The organism is Streptomyces sp. NPDC030840, from assembly GCF_055572015.1.
The window spans coordinates 617,983-636,087 of the sequence record NZ_JBVIEE010000003.1 but is presented as its reverse complement, the minus strand read 5'-3'; the positions used below and the strand labels follow the sequence as shown (position 1 = coordinate 636,087).

Annotated in this window: 15 protein-coding genes and 1 tRNA gene; 5 read left to right on the top strand and 11 right to left on the bottom strand. The window is 69.9% G+C overall.

The genetic code is table 11. The features are described 5' to 3' along the window. Nucleotides 1-43 precede the first annotated feature (43 nt). A tRNA-Gly gene (locus ACZ49J_RS10180) sits at nucleotides 44-117 on the top strand. Nucleotides 118-177: 60 nt separating this feature from the next. On the opposite strand, the gene ACZ49J_RS10175 is transcribed toward ACZ49J_RS10180, so the two are convergent. Next, nucleotides 178-681 carry a response regulator transcription factor gene (locus ACZ49J_RS10175; protein WP_467447218.1) on the bottom strand — a complete coding sequence of 168 codons (504 nt, stop codon included), beginning with the start codon at nucleotides 679-681 and terminating at the stop codon, nucleotides 178-180. A gap of 353 nt (nucleotides 682-1,034) precedes the next feature. Between ACZ49J_RS10175 and ACZ49J_RS10170 the strand changes: the two genes are divergently transcribed. Further along, nucleotides 1,035-1,562 (top strand): hypothetical protein, encoded by a 528-nt coding sequence (locus ACZ49J_RS10170; protein WP_467447137.1) that lies wholly within the window; start codon nucleotides 1,035-1,037, stop codon nucleotides 1,560-1,562. A gap of 244 nt (nucleotides 1,563-1,806) precedes the next feature. Next, on the top strand, nucleotides 1,807-2,946 hold the full coding sequence (locus ACZ49J_RS10165; RefSeq protein ID WP_467447136.1) for a DUF418 domain-containing protein: 1,140 nt from the start codon (nucleotides 1,807-1,809) through the stop codon (nucleotides 2,944-2,946). A 483-nt stretch (nucleotides 2,947-3,429) separates the two neighbouring features. On the opposite strand, the gene ACZ49J_RS10160 is transcribed toward ACZ49J_RS10165, so the two are convergent. From ACZ49J_RS10160 to ACZ49J_RS10145, 4 genes are all read right to left on the bottom strand, one after another. Beyond that, entirely contained in the window at nucleotides 3,430-3,624 is a 195-nt protein-coding gene (locus ACZ49J_RS10160) for a hypothetical protein (protein ID WP_468348620.1), read from the bottom strand. A gap of 108 nt (nucleotides 3,625-3,732) precedes the next feature. Beyond that, entirely contained in the window at nucleotides 3,733-5,538 is a 1,806-nt protein-coding gene (locus tag ACZ49J_RS10155) for an ABC transporter ATP-binding protein (RefSeq protein WP_467447134.1), read from the bottom strand. Nucleotides 5,539-5,814: 276 nt separating this feature from the next. Next, nucleotides 5,815-6,036 (bottom strand): hypothetical protein, encoded by a 222-nt coding sequence (locus ACZ49J_RS10150; protein ID WP_467447133.1) that lies wholly within the window; start codon nucleotides 6,034-6,036, stop codon nucleotides 5,815-5,817. A 185-nt stretch (nucleotides 6,037-6,221) separates the two neighbouring features. Beyond that, complete coding sequence (locus tag ACZ49J_RS10145) at nucleotides 6,222-7,517, bottom strand: cation:proton antiporter (RefSeq protein WP_467447132.1); 1,296 nt, start codon at nucleotides 7,515-7,517, stop codon at nucleotides 6,222-6,224. 647 nt (nucleotides 7,518-8,164) lie between these two features. Here ACZ49J_RS10145 and ACZ49J_RS10140 point away from each other — a divergent pair. Further along, a complete protein-coding gene (locus ACZ49J_RS10140; protein ID WP_467447131.1) occupies nucleotides 8,165-8,521 on the top strand; it encodes a helix-turn-helix domain-containing protein in 357 nt (118 codons plus the stop codon). 117 nt (nucleotides 8,522-8,638) lie between these two features. Here ACZ49J_RS10140 and ACZ49J_RS10135 read toward each other — a convergent pair whose 3' ends face one another. Beyond that, nucleotides 8,639-9,730, bottom strand: coding sequence for an SGNH/GDSL hydrolase family protein (locus ACZ49J_RS10135; RefSeq protein ID WP_467447217.1), 1,092 nt, complete (start codon nucleotides 9,728-9,730; stop codon nucleotides 8,639-8,641). A gap of 655 nt (nucleotides 9,731-10,385) precedes the next feature. Between ACZ49J_RS10135 and ACZ49J_RS10130 the strand changes: the two genes are divergently transcribed. Continuing rightward, nucleotides 10,386-10,559 (top strand): hypothetical protein, encoded by a 174-nt coding sequence (locus ACZ49J_RS10130; protein WP_467447223.1) that lies wholly within the window; start codon nucleotides 10,386-10,388, stop codon nucleotides 10,557-10,559. A gap of 18 nt (nucleotides 10,560-10,577) precedes the next feature. Here ACZ49J_RS10130 and ACZ49J_RS10125 read toward each other — a convergent pair whose 3' ends face one another. The 5 genes from ACZ49J_RS10125 to ACZ49J_RS10105 all read right to left on the bottom strand — a co-directional run bounded on the left by ACZ49J_RS10125 (nucleotide 10,578) and on the right by ACZ49J_RS10105 (nucleotide 18,014). Further along, nucleotides 10,578-11,978 (bottom strand): M1 family metallopeptidase, encoded by a 1,401-nt coding sequence (locus ACZ49J_RS10125; protein WP_467447130.1) that lies wholly within the window; start codon nucleotides 11,976-11,978, stop codon nucleotides 10,578-10,580. Nucleotides 11,979-12,972: 994 nt separating this feature from the next. Continuing rightward, nucleotides 12,973-14,394 carry a non-reducing end alpha-L-arabinofuranosidase family hydrolase gene (locus tag ACZ49J_RS10120; protein ID WP_467447129.1) on the bottom strand — a complete coding sequence of 474 codons (1,422 nt, stop codon included), beginning with the start codon at nucleotides 14,392-14,394 and terminating at the stop codon, nucleotides 12,973-12,975. 531 nt (nucleotides 14,395-14,925) lie between these two features. Beyond that, the gene (locus ACZ49J_RS10115; RefSeq protein ID WP_467447215.1) at nucleotides 14,926-15,462 is read right to left on the bottom strand and encodes a transposase; all 537 of its coding nucleotides are present in this window, start codon (nucleotides 15,460-15,462) and stop codon (nucleotides 14,926-14,928) included. Nucleotides 15,463-15,529: 67 nt separating this feature from the next. Next, complete coding sequence (locus ACZ49J_RS10110) at nucleotides 15,530-16,783, bottom strand: SLC13 family permease (RefSeq protein ID WP_467447128.1); 1,254 nt, start codon at nucleotides 16,781-16,783, stop codon at nucleotides 15,530-15,532. Nucleotides 16,784-16,892: 109 nt separating this feature from the next. Beyond that, on the bottom strand, nucleotides 16,893-18,014 hold the full coding sequence (locus ACZ49J_RS10105) for a PrpF domain-containing protein (protein ID WP_467447126.1): 1,122 nt from the start codon (nucleotides 18,012-18,014) through the stop codon (nucleotides 16,893-16,895). Nucleotides 18,015-18,105 lie beyond the last annotated feature (91 nt).

The following is an 18,105-nucleotide window of genomic DNA, read 5'->3' as shown; positions in this document are numbered from 1 at the left end:
GAGTGACGACGCGTTCCGACACCGGCACAGACCGGCGTCTTACGCGGGTGTAGTTTAATGGTAGAACATCAGCTTCCCAAGCTGAGAGCGCGAGTTCGATTCTCGTCACCCGCTCCATGATTGAGGCCCAGGTCAGAGACCTGGGCCTTGTTGCTGTGCGTGGTGATCAGTCGCTGGTCAAACGCCGCGTGCCAGATTCGTGCCAGAACGTTGATCGTCTGGATCATCGGTGTCGTCATCTGGCACGGCCGCAGCTTCCTGCGCTTGCTTCGCTTGCGGCTGTGCTTCCTGGCGTGCCTTGCGGACGGTCGCGTCGAGTCCGGCAGCAACTTCCTGCTGTCGCTCGTCGTCGGAGTGCTGATAGATCAGCGCGGCCTTCTCGGAGGACTGCCCGGCGCGGACCATCGTGTCCTTGAGGGTGGCGCCGGATCGGGTGGAGAGGGTGTGCCCCGTGTGCCGGAGATCGTAGAAGCGGAAGCCCTCGGGCATGCCGACGATCTCCCTCAGGACGGTCAGGCCGTCGACGTCCGGCATGCGGATGTCGAGGGGCACGACGTCCGGGTGCTCGCGCTTGATTACGTTGGCGGCCTGCGCTCCTTCGGCGGTCGCCACGACCTGGATGCCGTCGGAGGCGTTCAGGATCAGCTCGAACCCGGACCGCACCAGCGCCTCGTCGTCCACCACCACTACCCGGATCACCGGCGTTCCGCCCCACACGCGTCTGCTCTGTCCAGCTTCTCGACGTCCCTGTACGCCCGTACGCCCCGCGTCGGGGCGCTCACGTTCCCGTACGGTGATCGCTCACTGTGGACAGTACGTCCGGCCAGGTGCGGGACGGTGCGGCCACTGTGGACTCCCTCCACCCGGCAGGCTGGTTCCAGCCGTTCGGGGGGAGCGCTCCGGCCCGTCGGCGGGCGGGTGGGCGAGGTCCGGCGGATGGTGTCGGCGGTTCTCGTCCGGTGGGATCGGTCCGTGGGCCCGACCGGGTCTGCCGGCCGCAGTCGTTTTCCGAACCGTTCGAGGATCACCCAGCCATGCCCGAGTTGAACCTTCGTCAGCCTGTCCGTGCTCTGCGCCGCTGTGCGGCGCAGCCCCATGTGCTGTTCGGAGGCGTGTACGGGGCGGTGCTGGCCAGCTCCATGGTGGCCGCCCTGACGGAGCAGGGTGAGACGGCGCCCGCCGACCGGTTCATCAGCGCCCAGTGGCTCCTGATCACGGCCGCCGCATCGGCCTTGGCGCACGGTTACGCGCATCTCATCGCCCTGCGCGGCGACCGGACCCATCACGGTGTGCGCGCCGCGGTGCGGCTGTTGCTGTCCGAGTGGCCGTTGGTGGTGGCGACGGTGCCGACGGTGGTCCTGCTGCTCGGCGCGGGCTGGGGGTGGTGGCCCTCGGCGGGCATCGAGTACGTGGCCTTCGCCGTGAACGTGGTGCTGCTGTTCGTCTGGGGCCTGCTCGCGGCCCGCGCTGCCGGTCGCACGTGGAGTTCCGCCTTGATGATAGGCGCCGTTGACTCGTTGCTCGGGCTGGCGGTCGTGGTGGCCAACGCCATCATCAAGTAGGCGGTTGGCCGTCCGGGCCCGCCGGCCGCCGCGGCGCTGTTCCGCCGGTCGGCGGGGCGGTACCGGCCGGTCGGCGGGGGCGTTACCGAAGCCTGCCGGATGGCCCGCCCCCTGAGCTCCGCGCGAGGTTCTCCGTATGACACAGACACAGCCGCCACAGGAGACGTCAGCTCCGCCAGAGAACTCGCCTCCGCCGCCGCGAACCTCCCCCGAGTCCGCCGCGCCGGCCTCGCCCGGTCCCTCGATGGGACGCCTCGTCGGGGTGGACCTGGCCCGCGCGCTGGCGGTGTTCGGCATGTACGTCGTGCACATCGGCCCCCCGCTGTCCGCCACGCACGGCGTCGCCGGCTGGATCCGGTACATATCGGACGGTCACTCGTCGGTCCTGTTCGCCACCCTCGCCGGGTTCTCCCTGATGCTGCTCGCCGGCCGCCGCGAGCCCAAGACCGGCCTGGCCGGCCGGCAGGCGAAGGCCCGCATCGCGATCCGCGCCGTGGTCCTGCTGGCGCTGGGCACCGTGATGGCGATGGAGTACGGAGGAGTGATCATCCTCGGCTTCTACGGCGTCTACTTCCTCCTCGCCCTGCCCCTGGTGCGACTGAGCGCCAGGACCCTCGCGATCACCGCGGCCGCGTTCGCCCTCGTCACACCGCAGCTGGCGTTCCTCCTGAACTCGCTGCTGACGCCCTCGGTCCAGGAGAGCATCAACGCCTACGACCCGCTCCGCCGCCTCAGCGAGGTGGGAGTGCTCGACCTGCTGCTCACCGGCTTCTACCCGGCGCTCACCTGGATGTCGTTCGTGATCGCGGGCATGGCCCTGGGCCGCCTCGACCTGTCCTCCGGCACCGTTCAGAAGCGCCTGGCCGCCTTCGGTGCCGCCCTCACGGTGGTCGCGTACGGCATGTCCCTGCTGCTGGCCGGCAAGGGCGCGTTGCGGAGCCTCGCGGAAGGCGGGTCGTCGTCCGGCGGCTCCGGATCAGTGCCCCTCGACAGCGGGTCCCTGCCCGACATGCCGGCGTCGTTGCTGCTGACAGCCGGGCCGCACAGCGGCACCACGTTCGACATCATCGGCAGCGTGGGCGTCGCGATCCTCGTGATCGTGGGCGCGACCGTGCTGATGGACCGTCTGCCGCGACTACGCCGCCTGGCGAAACCGGTCATCGCCGTGGGCACCATGTCGCTGACCGCTTACGTCGGCCACTTCGTCGTACAGCCCATGCTGCCCGTGCCCGCCGGGGCCGACACCCAGCAGTCCTGGGTGCCCCTGATCATGTTCGTCCTCGGGGCGATCGTGTTCGCCACGATCTGGTCCCGCTTCTTCCGCCGCGGCCCCCTGGAGTACCTCCTCAACGTCGCCACCAAGCCGGCCAAGTACATCCGGTGAGGTCCGGCCGGGGTGGGACGCCTCCACGCGCCCCACCCCGGCCTGGACGGCCTGCCCGGCCCGCAAGGGGATCGCCCTTGCGGGCTTCGGCCGTGGTCCCGGCCGACCGCTGTCAGCTCCGTTCGTCGCCGACCGGCCGTCCATGGGCAAGGTCCGTGCGACTGCGGGACATGCGTGGGCATGCGTGGGCATGCGTGGACATGCGTGGGCATGCGTGGGCATGCGTGGGCATGCGTGGGCATGCGTGGGCATGATGCCGGCGGGGCCCGGGGCAACGGCTGGTGCGGGTCAGGAGACGGTGGCCGCCGGTGCGGCTGAGACCACGACGGCCACCCAGGCAGGTGTGAAGACCCGCGGCGTCGCACCGGACAACGCCGGGGAAACCCGTCCGGTCGCGGACACCGTCCTCCTCGACCGCGTCCACGACGACGTAGCTGACAGCCGCGACGTCGATGTGGTCCGACTCGCCCGAGAGCTCCAAGCTCAAGAGCGCCCGTCATCGGGCGCGATGTGGTGGCCGAGCTGCCGCTCCCCGAGCAGGGGAAGAACCTCCCGCAGCTGCTCTTGGCACAGCAGTCGCTGCACGCGGACTTCGTCGTGTCCGGCGTCCGGGAGGTGCTCCAGCGGTATCTCCTCCGCTTCGCGCGCACGCCCCCACTCGGTGCTCGGGTTGATCACGGCTCGGCGCATGTACGCGCCGGCCCGCGCCTCCTCACGAATGCAGGCCGCCCGCCTGCGTGTACAGGAGGGCGGCCTGCAGGAGGTCCTCGGCGGCGCAGGCCCGTCTCACTCGCCGGGGCGTCCCGCCGAGGTCAGGAGCTGCGTCGCCGCGAGCTGCGCGTACAGCTCGTCCTTGGCCACCAGTTCCTCGTGGGTGCCGACCGCGCGGACCTTGCCCGCGTCCATGACGACGATGCGGTCGGCGTCCGTGACGGTCGACAGGCGATGGGCCACCACCAGCACGGTGGTCTCGCGTGCGGTCTGGGCGATGGCGTCCCGCAGAGCCAGCTCGTTGACGGCGTCGAGCTGCGAGGTCGCCTCGTCCAGGAGCAGCAGCCGGGGCCTGCGCAGCAGCGCGCGGGCGATCGCGATGCGCTGGCGCTCGCCGCCGGACAGTTTCGTGCCGCGGTGCCCGACCGGGGTGTCCAGGCCGTGCGGGAGACGCTCGGCGAGGGCGTCGAGCCTGGTCCGGGTGAGGACCTCGCGTATCTCGTCGTCGGTCGCGCCGGACGCGGCGAAGACCAGGTTCTCCCGCAGCGTGCCGGCCAGCACCGGCGCGTCCTGCTCGACGTATCCGATGACGGACCGCAGTTCGGACAGCGGCCACTGTGTCACGTCCTTGCCGTCGACCAGGACACGGCCGCCGGTCGCTTCGTAGAACCGCTCGACGAGCGCGAAGACCGTCGACTTGCCCGCGCCCGAGGGGCCGACGAACGCCGTCATCCCGCCACCCGGCACCTCGAAGTCCACCCGCTGGTGGATGTCCGGCAACCCGGGCCCGTACCGGAAGGACACCTCCTCGAAGCGAACCGAGGCCGGACGCGGCCGCACCGACTTGGTCGCCGCGGGCCGCGCCGACCGGTGCCGGTCCTGCGGCTCCGTCGCCAGGTCGTCCACCTGCGCGATCCGGGCGATCGCGGCCGCCCCCTCCTGGTAGTGGGTCGCTGCCTCGACCAGCTGGTACACCGGCTCCATCAGGAAGAAGAGGTACAGCAGGAACGCGATGAGCGTGGACACGGGCATGTCCCCGGACGCCACCCGCGCCCCGCCGACGGCGAGTACCGCGAGGAACGCCAGCTCGACGGCGAGGTTGTCCGCCGAACCCAGCACGGCCTCCCACTTCGCGCTGCGCACGCCGTGGCGCCAAGCCCTGCGTGCCGCCGCCTCGACGCGAGCGGTCTCCCGCTCCTCGGCGCCGGACGCCTTCACGGTGCGGAACGCGCCGAAGACCCGCTCCAGGCCCGTGGACATCTCCCCGACAGCCGCCTGCGCACGCTCGGCGGCCTGCCCGATCTTGGGCATCACCAGCACGGCACCCACACCGACGACCGCGACCACGCCAAGCGTGACGCCCAGCAGGACGGCATCGAGGAACGCCATCACCACGACCGCCGCGACCAGCGTCACCGCCCCCGTCGCCGCCGAGACCACCGCCTGGGTGCTGACGGCCCGCAGCAGCGTGGTGTCGGAGGTCACCCGCGACATCAGGTCGCCCGGCTGCATCCGGTCCACCTCCGCGAGGCGCAACCGCAGCAACCGGCCGATGAGGCTGCGGCGGGCGGCGAGCACCACCGACTCCGCCGTCCGCTCCAGCACATAGGCGCCGAACGCCTCGGCCACCATGCCCAGCAGGACCAGAACGGTCATTGCCAGCAGGATGGTGCCGATCGTGCCACCGGACGAGAGCCGGTCGACCAGCGCCTTCGTGGCCAGGGGCTGGAGCAGCCCGCCGGCCGCCCCTGCCAGCGCCAACAGCAGACCGAGTACGACGGCCCACCGGTGCGGGCGGACATACCCGTACAGCGCCTTGAGCGTCTCGCTGGTGCGCAGGGACTCGGCACCCGTCGCCTCCGGGGCGGATGCGGTGTTCACAGAATTCCCTTCCTACGTGGTCGGCCACGCACCGCGTCAGCGGCTGCGGGCACCAGCCCGCGGGGGCCTTGGGGGTCGAGTCAACGGGCCGGTTCGACGGCCCTCGTGGCGAGCGTGTACACAACCGCATCGCGGAGTTCAGGGCCTACGACGGCCAGGCGGAAATGGCGCCACTCAGGGGCCCCTGGGCGGATGTGCTCGCCGCCTCGCTGAGCAGGCCCAGGGCGCTGGTGACCGCGCAGACGCCCTCGCCGAAGGAGATGGCCGGTCGTCGGCTCAGCGGACCAGTGAGGCCGCCCGCGTGGCGAGGATGTGCGCCCCTGCCTCGTAGAACTCAGGACGGACGGCGAACAGGACACCGGCGCCCGCCACCAGCGTGAGGCCGAGAAGTTCCAGCGACCGGCCTCCGCGAAGTGTGACGTCGCGGCCTGGCACGTCGATGTCGGCCGACGCCCCGGGGGCGGTCTCTGGCTCCTTGTCACGAACGGGCTGTGTCATGCCTCCAGCCTGGGCGCCCGGCCGTTCTCCGCACATCCGGCGACTTTCGGGGCCACCCCCGCCGAGTGGCTGGAGATGACCGGCCTGGGGTAGTAGCCGTCGCGGCCGCGAGGCGGACGCACTGCAGCACGCCAGCACCGCATGGCACGGCAGCACCGCGAGACACGCAGCGACCGCCAGGCACATCAACTCTGTATGGCGACGGCCGATGAGTCCGGCTCGTCGGTCCCCGGGGAGCCGGGGCCGCCGCCGGCCGACGGGGGCGGGCCGGTCAAAGACCGCGCGATAACCACCGAACCGCCGCCGTGGAGCAGAACGCTGCCGAGCACCGCCAGGGTCATGGCGTACAGGGCGGTGTCGGCGTATTGCCCGTCCGGCAGAGCGTTGAACGCGAGCAGGCCGAACACGATGGAGGTGGTGCCGCGTGGTCCGAGCGCGCCGACCATGAGCCGTTCTCGCCAGGTGAACGTCGAGCCGAGGAAGGCGAGCATGATCGGAAGGATGCGCACGACGGTGAGCGCGGCGACGCAGAGCACGATGGCGGGCCAGTCGACGCCCTCGCCCAGGGCGAGCACCACGGCGTTGCCGAAGAAGAACCACATGCACATCGTCATCATCGAGTTGGTGTCCTCGATGAGCTGGAAGTCCGAGGCGTGGGGAGCCGAGGCGCCCCGTCGGCGGACCGGCGCCTGCCTGACGTAGCGGAAGGCGATCCCGCACACGAACGAGGCCACGAAGCCATTGCCGTCCATCGCCGTGGTCACGGTGTAGGCGAGCAGCGGTGTGACCAGCACGACGATCCGCCGGGACTGCTCCGTCATCCACTCCGCGCGGTCGGCCCTATTGATCAGCCACGCCACCAGTGCCCCCAGCACGAAGCCGGCCACGAGGGCCTTCAGCGCGAACGGCACGGCCGTGCCGAGGGCCTGCTCGGGCGTCCGGGTGACGGAGTCGGTGCCGACGAGGATCAGTGCGAACAGGAAGAGGGGCGACACGATGCCGTCGTTGTAGCCGCTCTCCACGTTGAGCACGCTGCGCACCCTCGCCGGGATACGCCGGTCGCGGACCAGCGTCTCGGCCGGAGCGAAGTCGGTCGGGACGACGATGCACGCGATGAGCAGCAACAGCGCCACCGGCAGCCCGGGCAGCAGCAGCGTTCCCATCAGCACCATCGTGATCAGGCTCAGCGGCAGGGCCACCAGCAGCGCCCGCGCGGCGGATCCGGGGTCGTTGCCGAACAGTCGCCCGCCCGGCAGTTCGGTGGCGTCGACGAACAGCAGGACGGCCAGGATGACCTCGGCCACATGCTGGGCAACCTCGGAGTTCAGGGTGACGGCGATATGGCTGTGGGTGAACACGCCCGTGACCACGCCCGCGAGCACCAGCACCAGAGGAGCCCGCACATGCCGTTGCTCCAGCCGGCCGGCGACCAGCGACCACCCGGCCACCACCGTGGTGATCACAATCAGGACAGAGATCATTTGATTCCGCTTCGGAACTCGGGACGGACCACCGGCCGCCCCACCGGGACCTCCACACGGGGGTCGACCGGCGTGAGCACAGGCAGACGGTACATCGGAGGAGGGCCGGCAGACAGCCCCGGCCCTTGCGCCTGGCTCCGGCATACCGCCGGAGCCTGCACCAGCGCCCCGCAGATTTGAGGGAGCCAGGGCGTCGACCGGGCCGCAGCGCGGTCAGAGGCGTCGTGCCCCGCGCAGCCCTTGTGCGTAGTAGCCGTCACCGTCGAGCCGTGAGGTGCCGAACGGCAGGTGAGAGGCGGAAGGCTGCGCGGGAGCCGCGGGGCTACGGCTTCCGGCGCCCGCACGCCGGAAGCCGACCAACGCTCGGACTTCCCGGGGTGCCCACCCGAGGCTCGTCGGACGCGACGTGCCAGTTTCGTGGCGTTGTTGAGCAGGTATTCCAGGGGGCCGCGGCGGAAGAAGCGGGACCGGACCGCCGCGAACACGGTGGCCCCTCCCTCCTCAACGGCGCGGCCTGGTACGTCCCTTGGTGCACGGAGCCCTGGCAAGACGCGCGGCCGAAGCCATCAGCTTGCCGTTCCCTTGGCGAAGAGGGCCGGATGTTCGGAGTACCGCAGGCTCGATAGCCTCCCGAACCAATCCGACCCGTGAAGCTGCCGCCTGAGAAGGCCGCGGCCGCAGCGCACGCGCTCGCACAGGTCCGCAGCTACCTGGCAGCACGCCAAGACCTCGCAGAGATCACCGTGACGGTCAAGGACGGAGAGCGTGAGCCCCTCGCCCTGCCCCGCGAGGCCGTGGAACTGCTCGCCGGGATGCTGGCCCACCCGGGGGCAGGCCGCGCCGTCTCGGTCGTCCCGTCCGACGCCGAGCTCACCACACAACAGGCAGCGGACATGCTCAACGTGTCGCGGCCATTCCTGATCGGGCTGCTCGAGTCCGGAGAAATCGAGTACCGAACCGTCGGCACACACCGGCGGATCACCGCATCCTCGCCCCTTCGGTGAGGAGACGCGCATCGATCAGCGCCGTCAGCGCCTGCCGGAGCAGATGGCCGAGCCGAGCAGGCCGCCCACGACCCCGCGAGCGGCCTGCCGGCTTTGCCGGGCTCTACTGACTAACCGTCAGCTCTCCTCGCCTGTACGGCGCCTGCGCGCGAAGTACACCGCGGCGGCGCCGACCGCCGCGACCGCGAGACCGGCACCCGCGATGACGGGGGTGCTCGACGCGCCGGTTTCGGCGAGGTCTCCGTTCGGGGCCGGGGTGTTCGCCCCCGTGTCCTCGCCGGGCTCGGGCGTGGTCGCCGAGTCGCTGGGGGCCGGGGACTCGCCCGTACCGGGGGTGGTCGGCGCGGTGGGGGTCGGGGATGCGCCCCCACCGGGCGCCTCGTTCTCGGCGAGCACCGCCGCGAAGGCGCCTGCGATCAGCTTGTGGCCGTCGGCGTTGGGGTGGGGGTCCTGCTTTGTGCACGCCCAGGTCAGCTGGCAGATCTTGGCGACGTTCGCCGGCACCTCGCCCGCGCCGGGCACGTTCACCTGGGTGGTGAAGTCGTCCGAGGAGAAGGCCCCGGCCACGTCCGCCACCTTGAAGCCGGTCGACTTGTACACCTGGGCGATCCCCGCGTTGGCGGCCTTGACCAGGGACGCCGACTCCTTGGCGGCCTGCTGCCCCGCCGGACCCTGCAGCCAGGCCGCCAGGAACGGGTTGTGGTAGTCAGAGCCCACGAACTGGGTGCTGTCCGTGCCCGCCTGACGCAGCGCGCCCGCTATCTGGGCGAGGTTCTTCGCCATGGTCTGGCTCTTGCTGTTCAGACACGCGCCGTCGAGGGTGCCGGCCGGGCGGCTGACGCAGTTGAGGAGGATGTCGTTGGCGCCCACGCTGAGGGTGACGTAGGCCACCTTGCCCTTGTGCTGGGCCATGGCTTTCAGGGCGGCGTCCAGCTGGGACTTGGCGTTGGGGTAGTCGCACTTTCCGCCGCCGATGAAGGACTCGGTGGTCTCGGCGGTGCAGCCCAGGCGTATGTGCTTCAGTCCGGGAGTGCGCTGCTTGAGCTGCGCGTAGAGCTGGTCGGTGTAGGCGACGTCGGTGTCCTTGTCGACGTCCGGCTGGTAGCCGGAGGCCAGGGAGTCGCCGAGCGAGATGTAGTACGTGGTGTCCTTGCCGTCGCCAGCCTCGTCGGCGGCGGCCGGGCCGGGCGTGCTCAGCACGACCGCCATGGCGGAGACGGCCAGAGCGGGGCCGAAACGCTGAAGGGATCTCATCACTTACGTGCGCTTTCCAGTGGGTTGGGGGGGTTGGATGCCGAAAAGCGTCGGCGTGAGACATGGCGGGAAGCAGCGAATCTCATCCGCAGCGGTTTCCGGGCATCCGACAGACGGCCTTGGTGAAGGCATAGGGGGTCTTCGCCTCCGCGAGATTGCCGGGTCTGCCCGACTTCGTCTCTGAGACGCGGGCGTCAATCTATCAGGCCGAAAACCGCCTTGAATATGGGGCGCTGACAAATCCATGGTCACGACGACACGTGTAATCGTCAAAAAGGCCCGGGTCGGCCGGGAATTGGTGACAGGACCCGTTGGTAGCCATTCGCTGAGTGATCTACTGGGCGGTGAACAGTCCTTGTGCGCAGGCCGCCCCACCTGCGCGGGCTGAGGTCCAACTGTCGGCCGGAGCTGATGGGTGAGCGTAGTAGTCGACCCTTTTTGTTCGAGGAGTCGAATGGCATCGGGCCTCGTGTTCGGCGGGCCGAATGACCCCGATCACAGAACGCAGACGATGGAGGTTAATCCGGGCCGAACATTCAGCGGAATTGGACAGCACAGGCGCGATACGCCTGGGGCCGGGCCTGCGGGCGTGTCGAGGGATCCCGATGCCATGCCGGGGTTCTCCAGGGCACCACGACCCCGCACACTGCTACGCGGCGAACGGCCGGGCACCACCGCCCTGATGGGCGCGGTCCTCAGCTACTGGCTGCTCGCCCTGGGCGTTTCCGCCTACCGCAGCGCCGGTCGGCTTGCGCCCGCCAACTCACCGGCACTGCAGCACTGACCACGGCACCAAGCGGTTTCACCGGATGCGGTGCTTGACCCAGAAGGGGTCCAGGTCGGTGTCCGTCATGGACTGTGCGGCCTTCTTGAAGTCGGCGGTGGTGGAGACGCCGTACCAGTGATCGTGGGCGTACCGCTTGAGGAGCCGCCCCATCGTGCCGGCTCCGATGGTGCGCTCCAGGCGGGACAGGGCGCAGGGGCCGGCCGTGTAGATGAGGTGGTACTCGCCTGGGTGCTTGCTCCAGTAGGCCATCGAGTTGGTGAGTGCGGTGTGCTCGCTCGGCCAGTCGTCGTCCGACCAGCAGTCGCGTGTGTCCCAGCCGTAGAAACGTGCGTTGGCGTATTGGGCGAAGCTCTCGTCCAGCCATGGTGCGCCGTATTCGTCGTTGCCCACGATGCCGTACCACCACTGGTGGGCCACCTCGTGGACGACGGCACCGCCCTCCTCGGTGGTGCCGAGGATGACCAGGCCGGGGTACTCCATACCGCCGCCGAAGTCTTTGGTCATCACGAGGTCGATCTCGCCGTAGGGATAGGGGCCGAACTCCTTGCCGAACCGGTCGACGGCGGCGACGCCGTCCTTGCGGTTGAGCTGCACACCCGCCGCAGGTGTGTTCGGCGCCCAGTACGACTTCACGCGCACCCCACCCGGCGAGGTCTCCGTCGCTGTGCGGAACGGACCCGCTGCCCACGCGAAGTCCCGCACCCGCTGCGCGACGCTGTGCGTGACCGTGCGCCCGGGCTTGCCGGGGCTGGTCCAAGTGCGGCCCGTCGCGGGAACCTTGAGGGCCGACGAGTGGTCGAGACGCACACGGAAGTCGCTCGCCAGGGCGTAGAAGCTCTCGCCGATCGACACATACGGATCGAGGTGCCATCCCTTCGCATCGTGCACGGCGAGCACCGGCAGCGCATTGCCCAGGAAGCGGAAGGCGCCCTCGCGGCCGAAGCGGTCGTTGCGCTGGGGCACGGTGATGGACACGTCGAAGGAGACGGCCGTCCGCTCGCCCCGCGCGAGCGGCTTCGGCAGGGTGATGCGCAGTGCGGTGCAGTTCACGGTGAGGCGGCCCGCGGTGCCGCCGCGCACCCTGGACATCTTGACCGGGGGCGGCTTGCCCGGCGTGCCGCACTTGTCGTCGCCGTTGCCCCACAGCCGTACGTACACCTCACGCAGGGGCCGGTCGGAGGCGTTGCGGAACGACACCCGCTGCCGGCCCGTCCAGTGGGAGCCGTCGGCGTCGCCGTGCAGGGACACGTCGTAGCGAAGCCGATCGGGCGTCGCGGCCTTGGCCTCGGCCTTTGCTGCCGAGGCCGGCACGGCACCGGCACCGGTGGCGCCCGCCGCCACGAGCAAGGCGAGCGGGACAACGAGCAGACGGCGACCGGCCCTGGACCACCACGCGGGTACGCGTAACGACGACATGGCAGCGGAGCATGCCACAGGTATGACCATCGCGGTTTCTCTCTCCTGTGAACCTTTGTCTGCGTGGCGGCAACTGGCAGACAACCGGGACCTGAACCAAGGCCCGCTGCTCCACTGAGGACAAGCTGTTGTCAGATCAGAACCCCCTCCATCGCCATCGCCGCCGCCCGGCGACCCGCCGCCTGCTCGGCGCCGTGGTTCTCCCCGCCGCGGGTGCTGCCGTACCGCTGGTCGCCAAGGCCGCGCTCACGACGAACGCCGGCACGCCGACCGTGGCCGCCGACGCCGCGGCCGGCGGCGGCCGTTACTTTGGCACGGCGGTGCCCTCAGGCAGGCTCGGCGACTCGACATATTCCGCGATCCTCGACCGAGCCCGCCTGCTCGGCGCCCGCCTGACCTTCCGTAACCGTCCGGAGGGGGCGCGGAGACGGAGCTGCGGCTGCCGACGGACTGATCCGCCGGATGCGGGGTGCACCTTTCGGATGGGCCGAATCCAGCCAGTCCGCGGGGTGGTCCCACTGGTCGGCGGAGTGGATGTCTGCGGCTGACGCGATGGGATGGCCGTGCGGGAGGGGCCCTGTCCAACCGCACCTGGTGGAACTCCCCCCAAGCAGGGCCGTACACAGGAGACTCGAGTGAGATACCGGAGGACTCTGCCCTGGCTTGCTGCCGTGGCCTGCTTCGCGACGGCCTGCAGCAGCACTTCCGGCACTGACGCGGCCGCCCCGTCGACGACGTCCGCCGCGGCCCGCTCGTCGTCGGCCTCCGAGGAGCGGAACAAGGCGCTCGTGCTCGGCAACACCCGGCGCCGACGGGGACCTGGTGTGGGTCTGCAGCTCCCACTACGTCGTCGTGGACCCTCTTCCGCGTGGTCGACGGGAAGATCATCGAGCACTGGGACGTCGTCGCCGACGGGCAGTAGCCCGGTCCGCAGGGCTGAACGGCAAGCGCCGACGGAACCCCAGCCGCCGTGCGGCTGGGGTTCCTCCACGGGTCAGCGCTGCAGGGTGAGCAGGCCCGGCCGGTACGGCAGGTTCTGGTAGGGGGTGTTCGCCGGTGTGTTGGTGGGCAGGCCCTGGTAGAGGAACTGCAGGTTGCAGGGGTCGATGGTCATGGTCTGGTCGGGGTTGTTGCGGACCAGGTCACCGTGGCTGATGCTGTTGGTCCAGGTGGCGCCGCTGTTGGCCTTGCCCGCGAAGGGGTTGGACTCGGTGGCGGCCTGCGGCGTCCACGGACCGTCCAGGCTGGTGGCCGTGAAGGAACGGAAGAAGCGGTCCTCATTCACACCACGAGCCTCGACGATCATGAGGTACTGGTTCTGGCCCTGGACCTTGTAGACCTCCGGCGCCTCGAACAAGTTCTTCTCCGTGTCGGTCATGACCGTGGTGTACGACGAGCCGAAGCTGGCGGGGAAGTTCCCGATCGGCATGGTCGACCTGAAGATGCTGCCCTTGTCATTGGCGAAGAACAGGTACATGTTCCGGTCGTCGGCGATCAGGGTCGGGTCGATCGGGCCGCCGGTGGGGAGGCTGCCGGTGAACAGCGGCTGCGGCGCGGACCAGCCGTTGGGGTTGGTCGGGTCGCTCGACGTGCGGTAGACGAACGGCCATTGGGTACCCCACCCGTTCGAGGCCAGCACCCAGATGTTCTTGGGCGCGAAGTAAAACAGCTTGGGCGCCACCGCGGACTGGCTCATGCCGGTCTGTCCGGCTGTCGCCATGTCCGACCAGTTCGTGAAGGGAGCGAAGCCCATCGAGTGCCAGTTGCCGTCGGAGTACGTCCCGTAGACCAGGTGCTTGCCGTTGTACGTCACGGTGGTGAAGTCCTTCAGCGAGAGCCACCCGTTGGCCGGCTGCGCCAGCGGACCGGTCGAACTCCACCGGTACGTCGACGGAAGAGAGCACGAGTTGGACGTCCCGGACAGGCCGGTCCACTTCTGGTTGCCGGCGCCGGTGCAGTTCCAGAGCTGCACCGCCGTGCCGTTGGCCGTACCGGCGCCCGAGACATCCAGGCACAGCCCGGACTCCACGGCGACGATCGTGCCGTCGGAGTTGACCCGCCACTGCTGGTTCGTACCGCCGTTGCAGGACCAGATCACCGGCCGGGTGCCGGCCGTGGTGGCGTGGCCTGGAACATCCAGGCATTTGTTGCCGTACACGGTCAGCTGGTTGCTGTCCGTCAGCGTCCACTGCTGGTTGGTCCCGCCATGGCAGTCCCAGATCTGCACGTTCGTGCCTTCGGTCTGGCTCGCGCCCGGCACATCCAGACACCGGCCGGAAGCGACGCCGCGCACGGCGCCGGTGGTTGCCGCCTGAGCCGGGGTGACGACGAGCATCGCCGCCAACGAGGCCAGGACCGCAACCGGAACTGCAAACACCGCAGACAGCCGTCTGCGGATGAAACTACGTCCGCGCATGGGACCTCTCATCCTTGAGAAGTGGCACGTTCGATACTTCGAACCGAAGTCGACATATCGAGCAGAGTGGATGATGAGAGACCCGGCGAACGGCGTCAATACTTCTCACACGATTCGCGCCCCGCAACGTTCGCAGGGCCCCCGCTCACCCGCCCGCCACGGGACAGAGAGCGCCGACGGCGTCGGTCTCGCACCGGGCAGAACAGGACGTATGCGGTGGAGGCGGCGACGAAGGCCAGGCGGATCAGGCCGCGGGTCGCCCGCGACCAGGCCCGCGCACCACAGCCCCGCGCGCAGCCACTGCCTTCTCGGCAGTGCGAACAGCATCGGCAGGCAGTCGGGAGCTGTAAGTCGGGATGCTGGTTGAAGGCGTTCACGATGGCCTGGTATGCGGTGCTCGTCTCAGGCGGTTCGGGTGCGTCTTGGGCCGGTGCGAGTTCCGCGATGACCTTGGCGGTGGTCGCCAGGTTCGCGAGTCGCGCTTCGGTCTCGGCCAGGGTGGCCGTCAAGTGCTCGATCTGACCGCGTAGTTCACCGGCCCGGACGGTGGTCCTCTCGTCGTGCTGTGCCTGGATGCCGGCCAGCCCAGTAGACGCGTGAGGCGGAGGTGTCGGGGCGGTGGTCGTACTCGCGGGCCAGGCGCCGGTGCAGGAGCACGGTGCCGTTGACCTGCTCCACGATCCACCCTTTCGGTTGCGGGACGAAGCCTTTGCCCTGATCGTCGGGGTTGCGGCGGACGACTTCGACGTCGATGTCCAACAGGACGCCGCGGACGAGGACTTGGCTCTTGAAGCCCTGGTCCACCAGGGCCTTCCCCAGACGCATCCCGCACCTTTCGGCGGCCTGGTCGAGCAGGGCGGCGCCGACGGTGTTGTCGTGCGCGGAGGCGGCCGGCACCACAACGCCGATGACCAGCCCCAGACCATCCACGGCCAGCCCCAGACCTGTTCGCCCAGGGTCTGCGAGAGCCGCCGCTCCAGATGCCTGACGCGCAGGGTGAGACGGCTGATGCGCTCGTGTGAGCGTCGCTTCGGTGCACGCTGCCCGTCGCCGACTGCGTGCACCCAGATCAGCAGGGAGGGCGCCATGCGTGGCTCAGCTCGGCGCCCTCCGCTGTCCTTCGTCGGTCTTTGCGCTATGACCAGGGCAGGATCAGGGCGCCCCAGGCGACGACGGGGCCGAGGGCGACGATTCCGCCGGTGTAGCCGATGACCTGGCGGTAGAAGCGGCGGGTGTCCACCCCACGGGCGTTGCTGAGGACGAGTGCTCCGTTGGTCGAGAAGGGAGAGGTGTCGACGATCGTCGTGGATACGGCGAGCGCGGCGATCAGTCCGGCGGCGCTGAGGTGGCTGGAGAGCAGCAGCGGTACGGCGATGGGGATGATCGCTGTGAGGATCGCGGTGGAGGACGCGAAGGCGGAGGTGATGGCCACGGTGAAGCACAGCAGCAGGGCGACGACGATTGGGGCGCCGAGGTTGGCGGCGTGCTCGGAGATCTCCTCGATGATGCCGGCCTTCTCCAGCATCGCGATGTACGTCATCATGCCCGCGACCAGAAGCAGGGTGGACCAGCTGACGCCGTCCACGGCCTTCTCCTGCCGCTTCATGTCCACCAGGGCCAGCAGGGCGCCGGCAGCCAGCGCGAGGAAGCCGATCTCCAGGTGGAAGCCGAGCGCGCCGACGACGAGGGCCACCAGAGAGGCGAGGGTGAGCCACTGCCGCCAGTCGGGCATGCCGGAGACATCGAGGTCCTCGTCGTCGGCTGCCTCCGCGGCGCCCTCGACCAGCGGGGCGGGACGCTTGGCGAGCAGGGCGTAGGTGAGGATCGAGAGCACCAGGTTGATCACGAAGCTGGCGCTGAACAGCGCGACGGCGGAGACCTGCAGATCGGTCTCGTCGACCAGACCGAGCACCAGCGCGCCGGAGACGGCCAGGGGGGAGAACGCGCCCGCATGCCCGCCGCTGATCACCATCATGCCGACGACCAGCGGGTTGAGCTTGTAGCGGTAGGCGAAGTTCATGCCGATCGGCGCGAGGATCGCGACCGCGGCCGGGGTGAACGTACCGAACGCCGTCAGCAGGGCGGCCACCAGGAACAGCACCCAGGGGATGAGCTCCACCTTGCCGCGTACCAGTCTCACCCCGGCCGCGACGAGCCAGTCGATGGTGCCGTTGCGGCGGGCGACGGAGAACAGGTAGGTGACTCCGACGATGGTGACGAAGAGCTTCGCCGGGAACCCCTCGAAGATCTCGTCCTCGGTGAGGCCGAGCGAGGCGGTGCCGACCGCGAAGGTGGCGACGAAGGCGAGGATGCCCAGGTTGATCGGCAGCACGGTGCCGACCACGAACATCACCAGCAGGGCGCCTATGGAGATCACTTCAGCAGACATCTTTGTCCTTGGTGCGGTGGGGACGGGGTGGCGCGCGCCCCGAGGGCGCGAGGGTATCCGGGGGCGGACGGCTGGGAGCCGGCCTGACCGAGGTGATGTTCGTCGCGGTTCAGGCGGCTTGCGGGCTGCCTGCTTCCGGTACGTAGATGCGGGCGTCGGCGAGCAGACGGGCCGCGCGCTGCACGGTGACCCGGTGCGGCAGGCCGTCCCTCACATCGGTGCAGCGGACCGCGACGACGCCGGCGGGCGTGCCGAGGCGCAACCACCCGTCGGTCGGGCCGCCCGTGGTCCGGGAGACCACGGACCCCTCCAGCAGCCCGGCCGCCGCGACGGCGACGGCGGAGGTCAGGCCGATCGCGGGGTGCGGGGCGTTCATGCTGAGCATGCGCACCGACACGTCGTAGTCCTCGGCACCGATCGGTTCACCGAGGGTGGTGGTGTACGGCACCGGCGGGCCTACCAGGCCCACCTTGGGCACCGCGTCGCCCGGTTCCTCGCCCGGCTGGAGCAGCCCCATCAGGGGTGCGGCGGTATGGCGGACGGTGCGCAGCCAGGGGACGTCCGTGCCCATCCGCTCCAGTGACTCGGCACCGGTACGCCCGGCACTGGCGGCGTCGACAAGGACGACCGGCGCTCCCGCGCTCACCATGCTGACGCGTACCGGCTCGGCGGCGCCGACCCGCAGGTCCTGAGCGGTGCGGCCGGTGGGAAGCAGTAAGCCGGTGGTGCCACCGGCCGGGTCGCGGAAGGTGAGGCCGACCGCGACCCCGCCGGCCCGGGTGCCGGGTACCGTCTGGCGTCCGAAGTGGTGCACCACGCCTCCGGGGGTGTCGACGATCCCTTCGAGGACCGCGCCGGTATTGGTGTTGTGCATCACGACGCGCGTGCGGTCGCCGGTGACCGGGACCATTCCTTTGGTCACCGCGTACAGGGCGACGCCGGTGGCGCAGTTGCCGCAGTTGCTCGTCCACTCCACCGTGCCCGTCCCGATGCCGACCTGGGCGAACAGGTAGTCGACGTCGACGCCGGGCTGGGGCGAGGCGCTGACCACGGCCGCTTTCGAGGTGGTGGGGGTCGCCCCGCCCACCCCGTCCAGCTCCACGGGGTCGGTGGCGCCGTACGCGGCGACCAGCAGCCTTTCGAGGTCGCCACGGTCGGCAGGGACTTCGACCTGGTTGAACAGCCAGCACTTGCTCGTGCCGCCACGCACCAGGGTCGCAGGAATGTGCACGTCTGAGGCTCTTTCTGGGTCAGCGGAGGGGAAGGAGAAAGGCCGGGAGGCGGTCAGGGGCGCATTGCGGTCCGGTGACCGCCCGGCGATT

What these genes read in the sequence shown, in the direction of transcription:
- ACZ49J_RS10110 (WP_467447128.1), bottom strand. Translation starts at nt 16,783, where the DNA reads ATGTCTGCTGAAGTGATCTCCATAGGCGCCCTGCTGGTGATGTTCGTG.
- ACZ49J_RS10150 (WP_467447133.1), bottom strand. Translation starts at nt 6,036, where the DNA reads ATGACACAGCCCGTTCGTGACAAGGAGCCAGAGACCGCCCCCGGGGCG.
- ACZ49J_RS10135 (WP_467447217.1), bottom strand. Translation starts at nt 9,730, where the DNA reads ATGGCGGTCGTGCTGAGCACGCCCGGCCCGGCCGCCGCCGACGAGGCT.
- ACZ49J_RS10120 (WP_467447129.1), bottom strand. Translation starts at nt 14,394, where the DNA reads ATGCGCGGACGTAGTTTCATCCGCAGACGGCTGTCTGCGGTGTTTGCA.
- ACZ49J_RS10145 (WP_467447132.1), bottom strand. Translation starts at nt 7,517, where the DNA reads ATGATCTCTGTCCTGATTGTGATCACCACGGTGGTGGCCGGGTGGTCG.
- ACZ49J_RS10170 (WP_467447137.1), top strand. Translation starts at nt 1,035, where the DNA reads ATGCCCGAGTTGAACCTTCGTCAGCCTGTCCGTGCTCTGCGCCGCTGT.
- ACZ49J_RS10165 (WP_467447136.1), top strand. Translation starts at nt 1,807, where the DNA reads ATGGGACGCCTCGTCGGGGTGGACCTGGCCCGCGCGCTGGCGGTGTTC.
- ACZ49J_RS10130 (WP_467447223.1), top strand. Translation starts at nt 10,386, where the DNA reads ATGCCGGGGTTCTCCAGGGCACCACGACCCCGCACACTGCTACGCGGC.
- ACZ49J_RS10125 (WP_467447130.1), bottom strand. Translation starts at nt 11,978, where the DNA reads ATGTCGTCGTTACGCGTACCCGCGTGGTGGTCCAGGGCCGGTCGCCGT.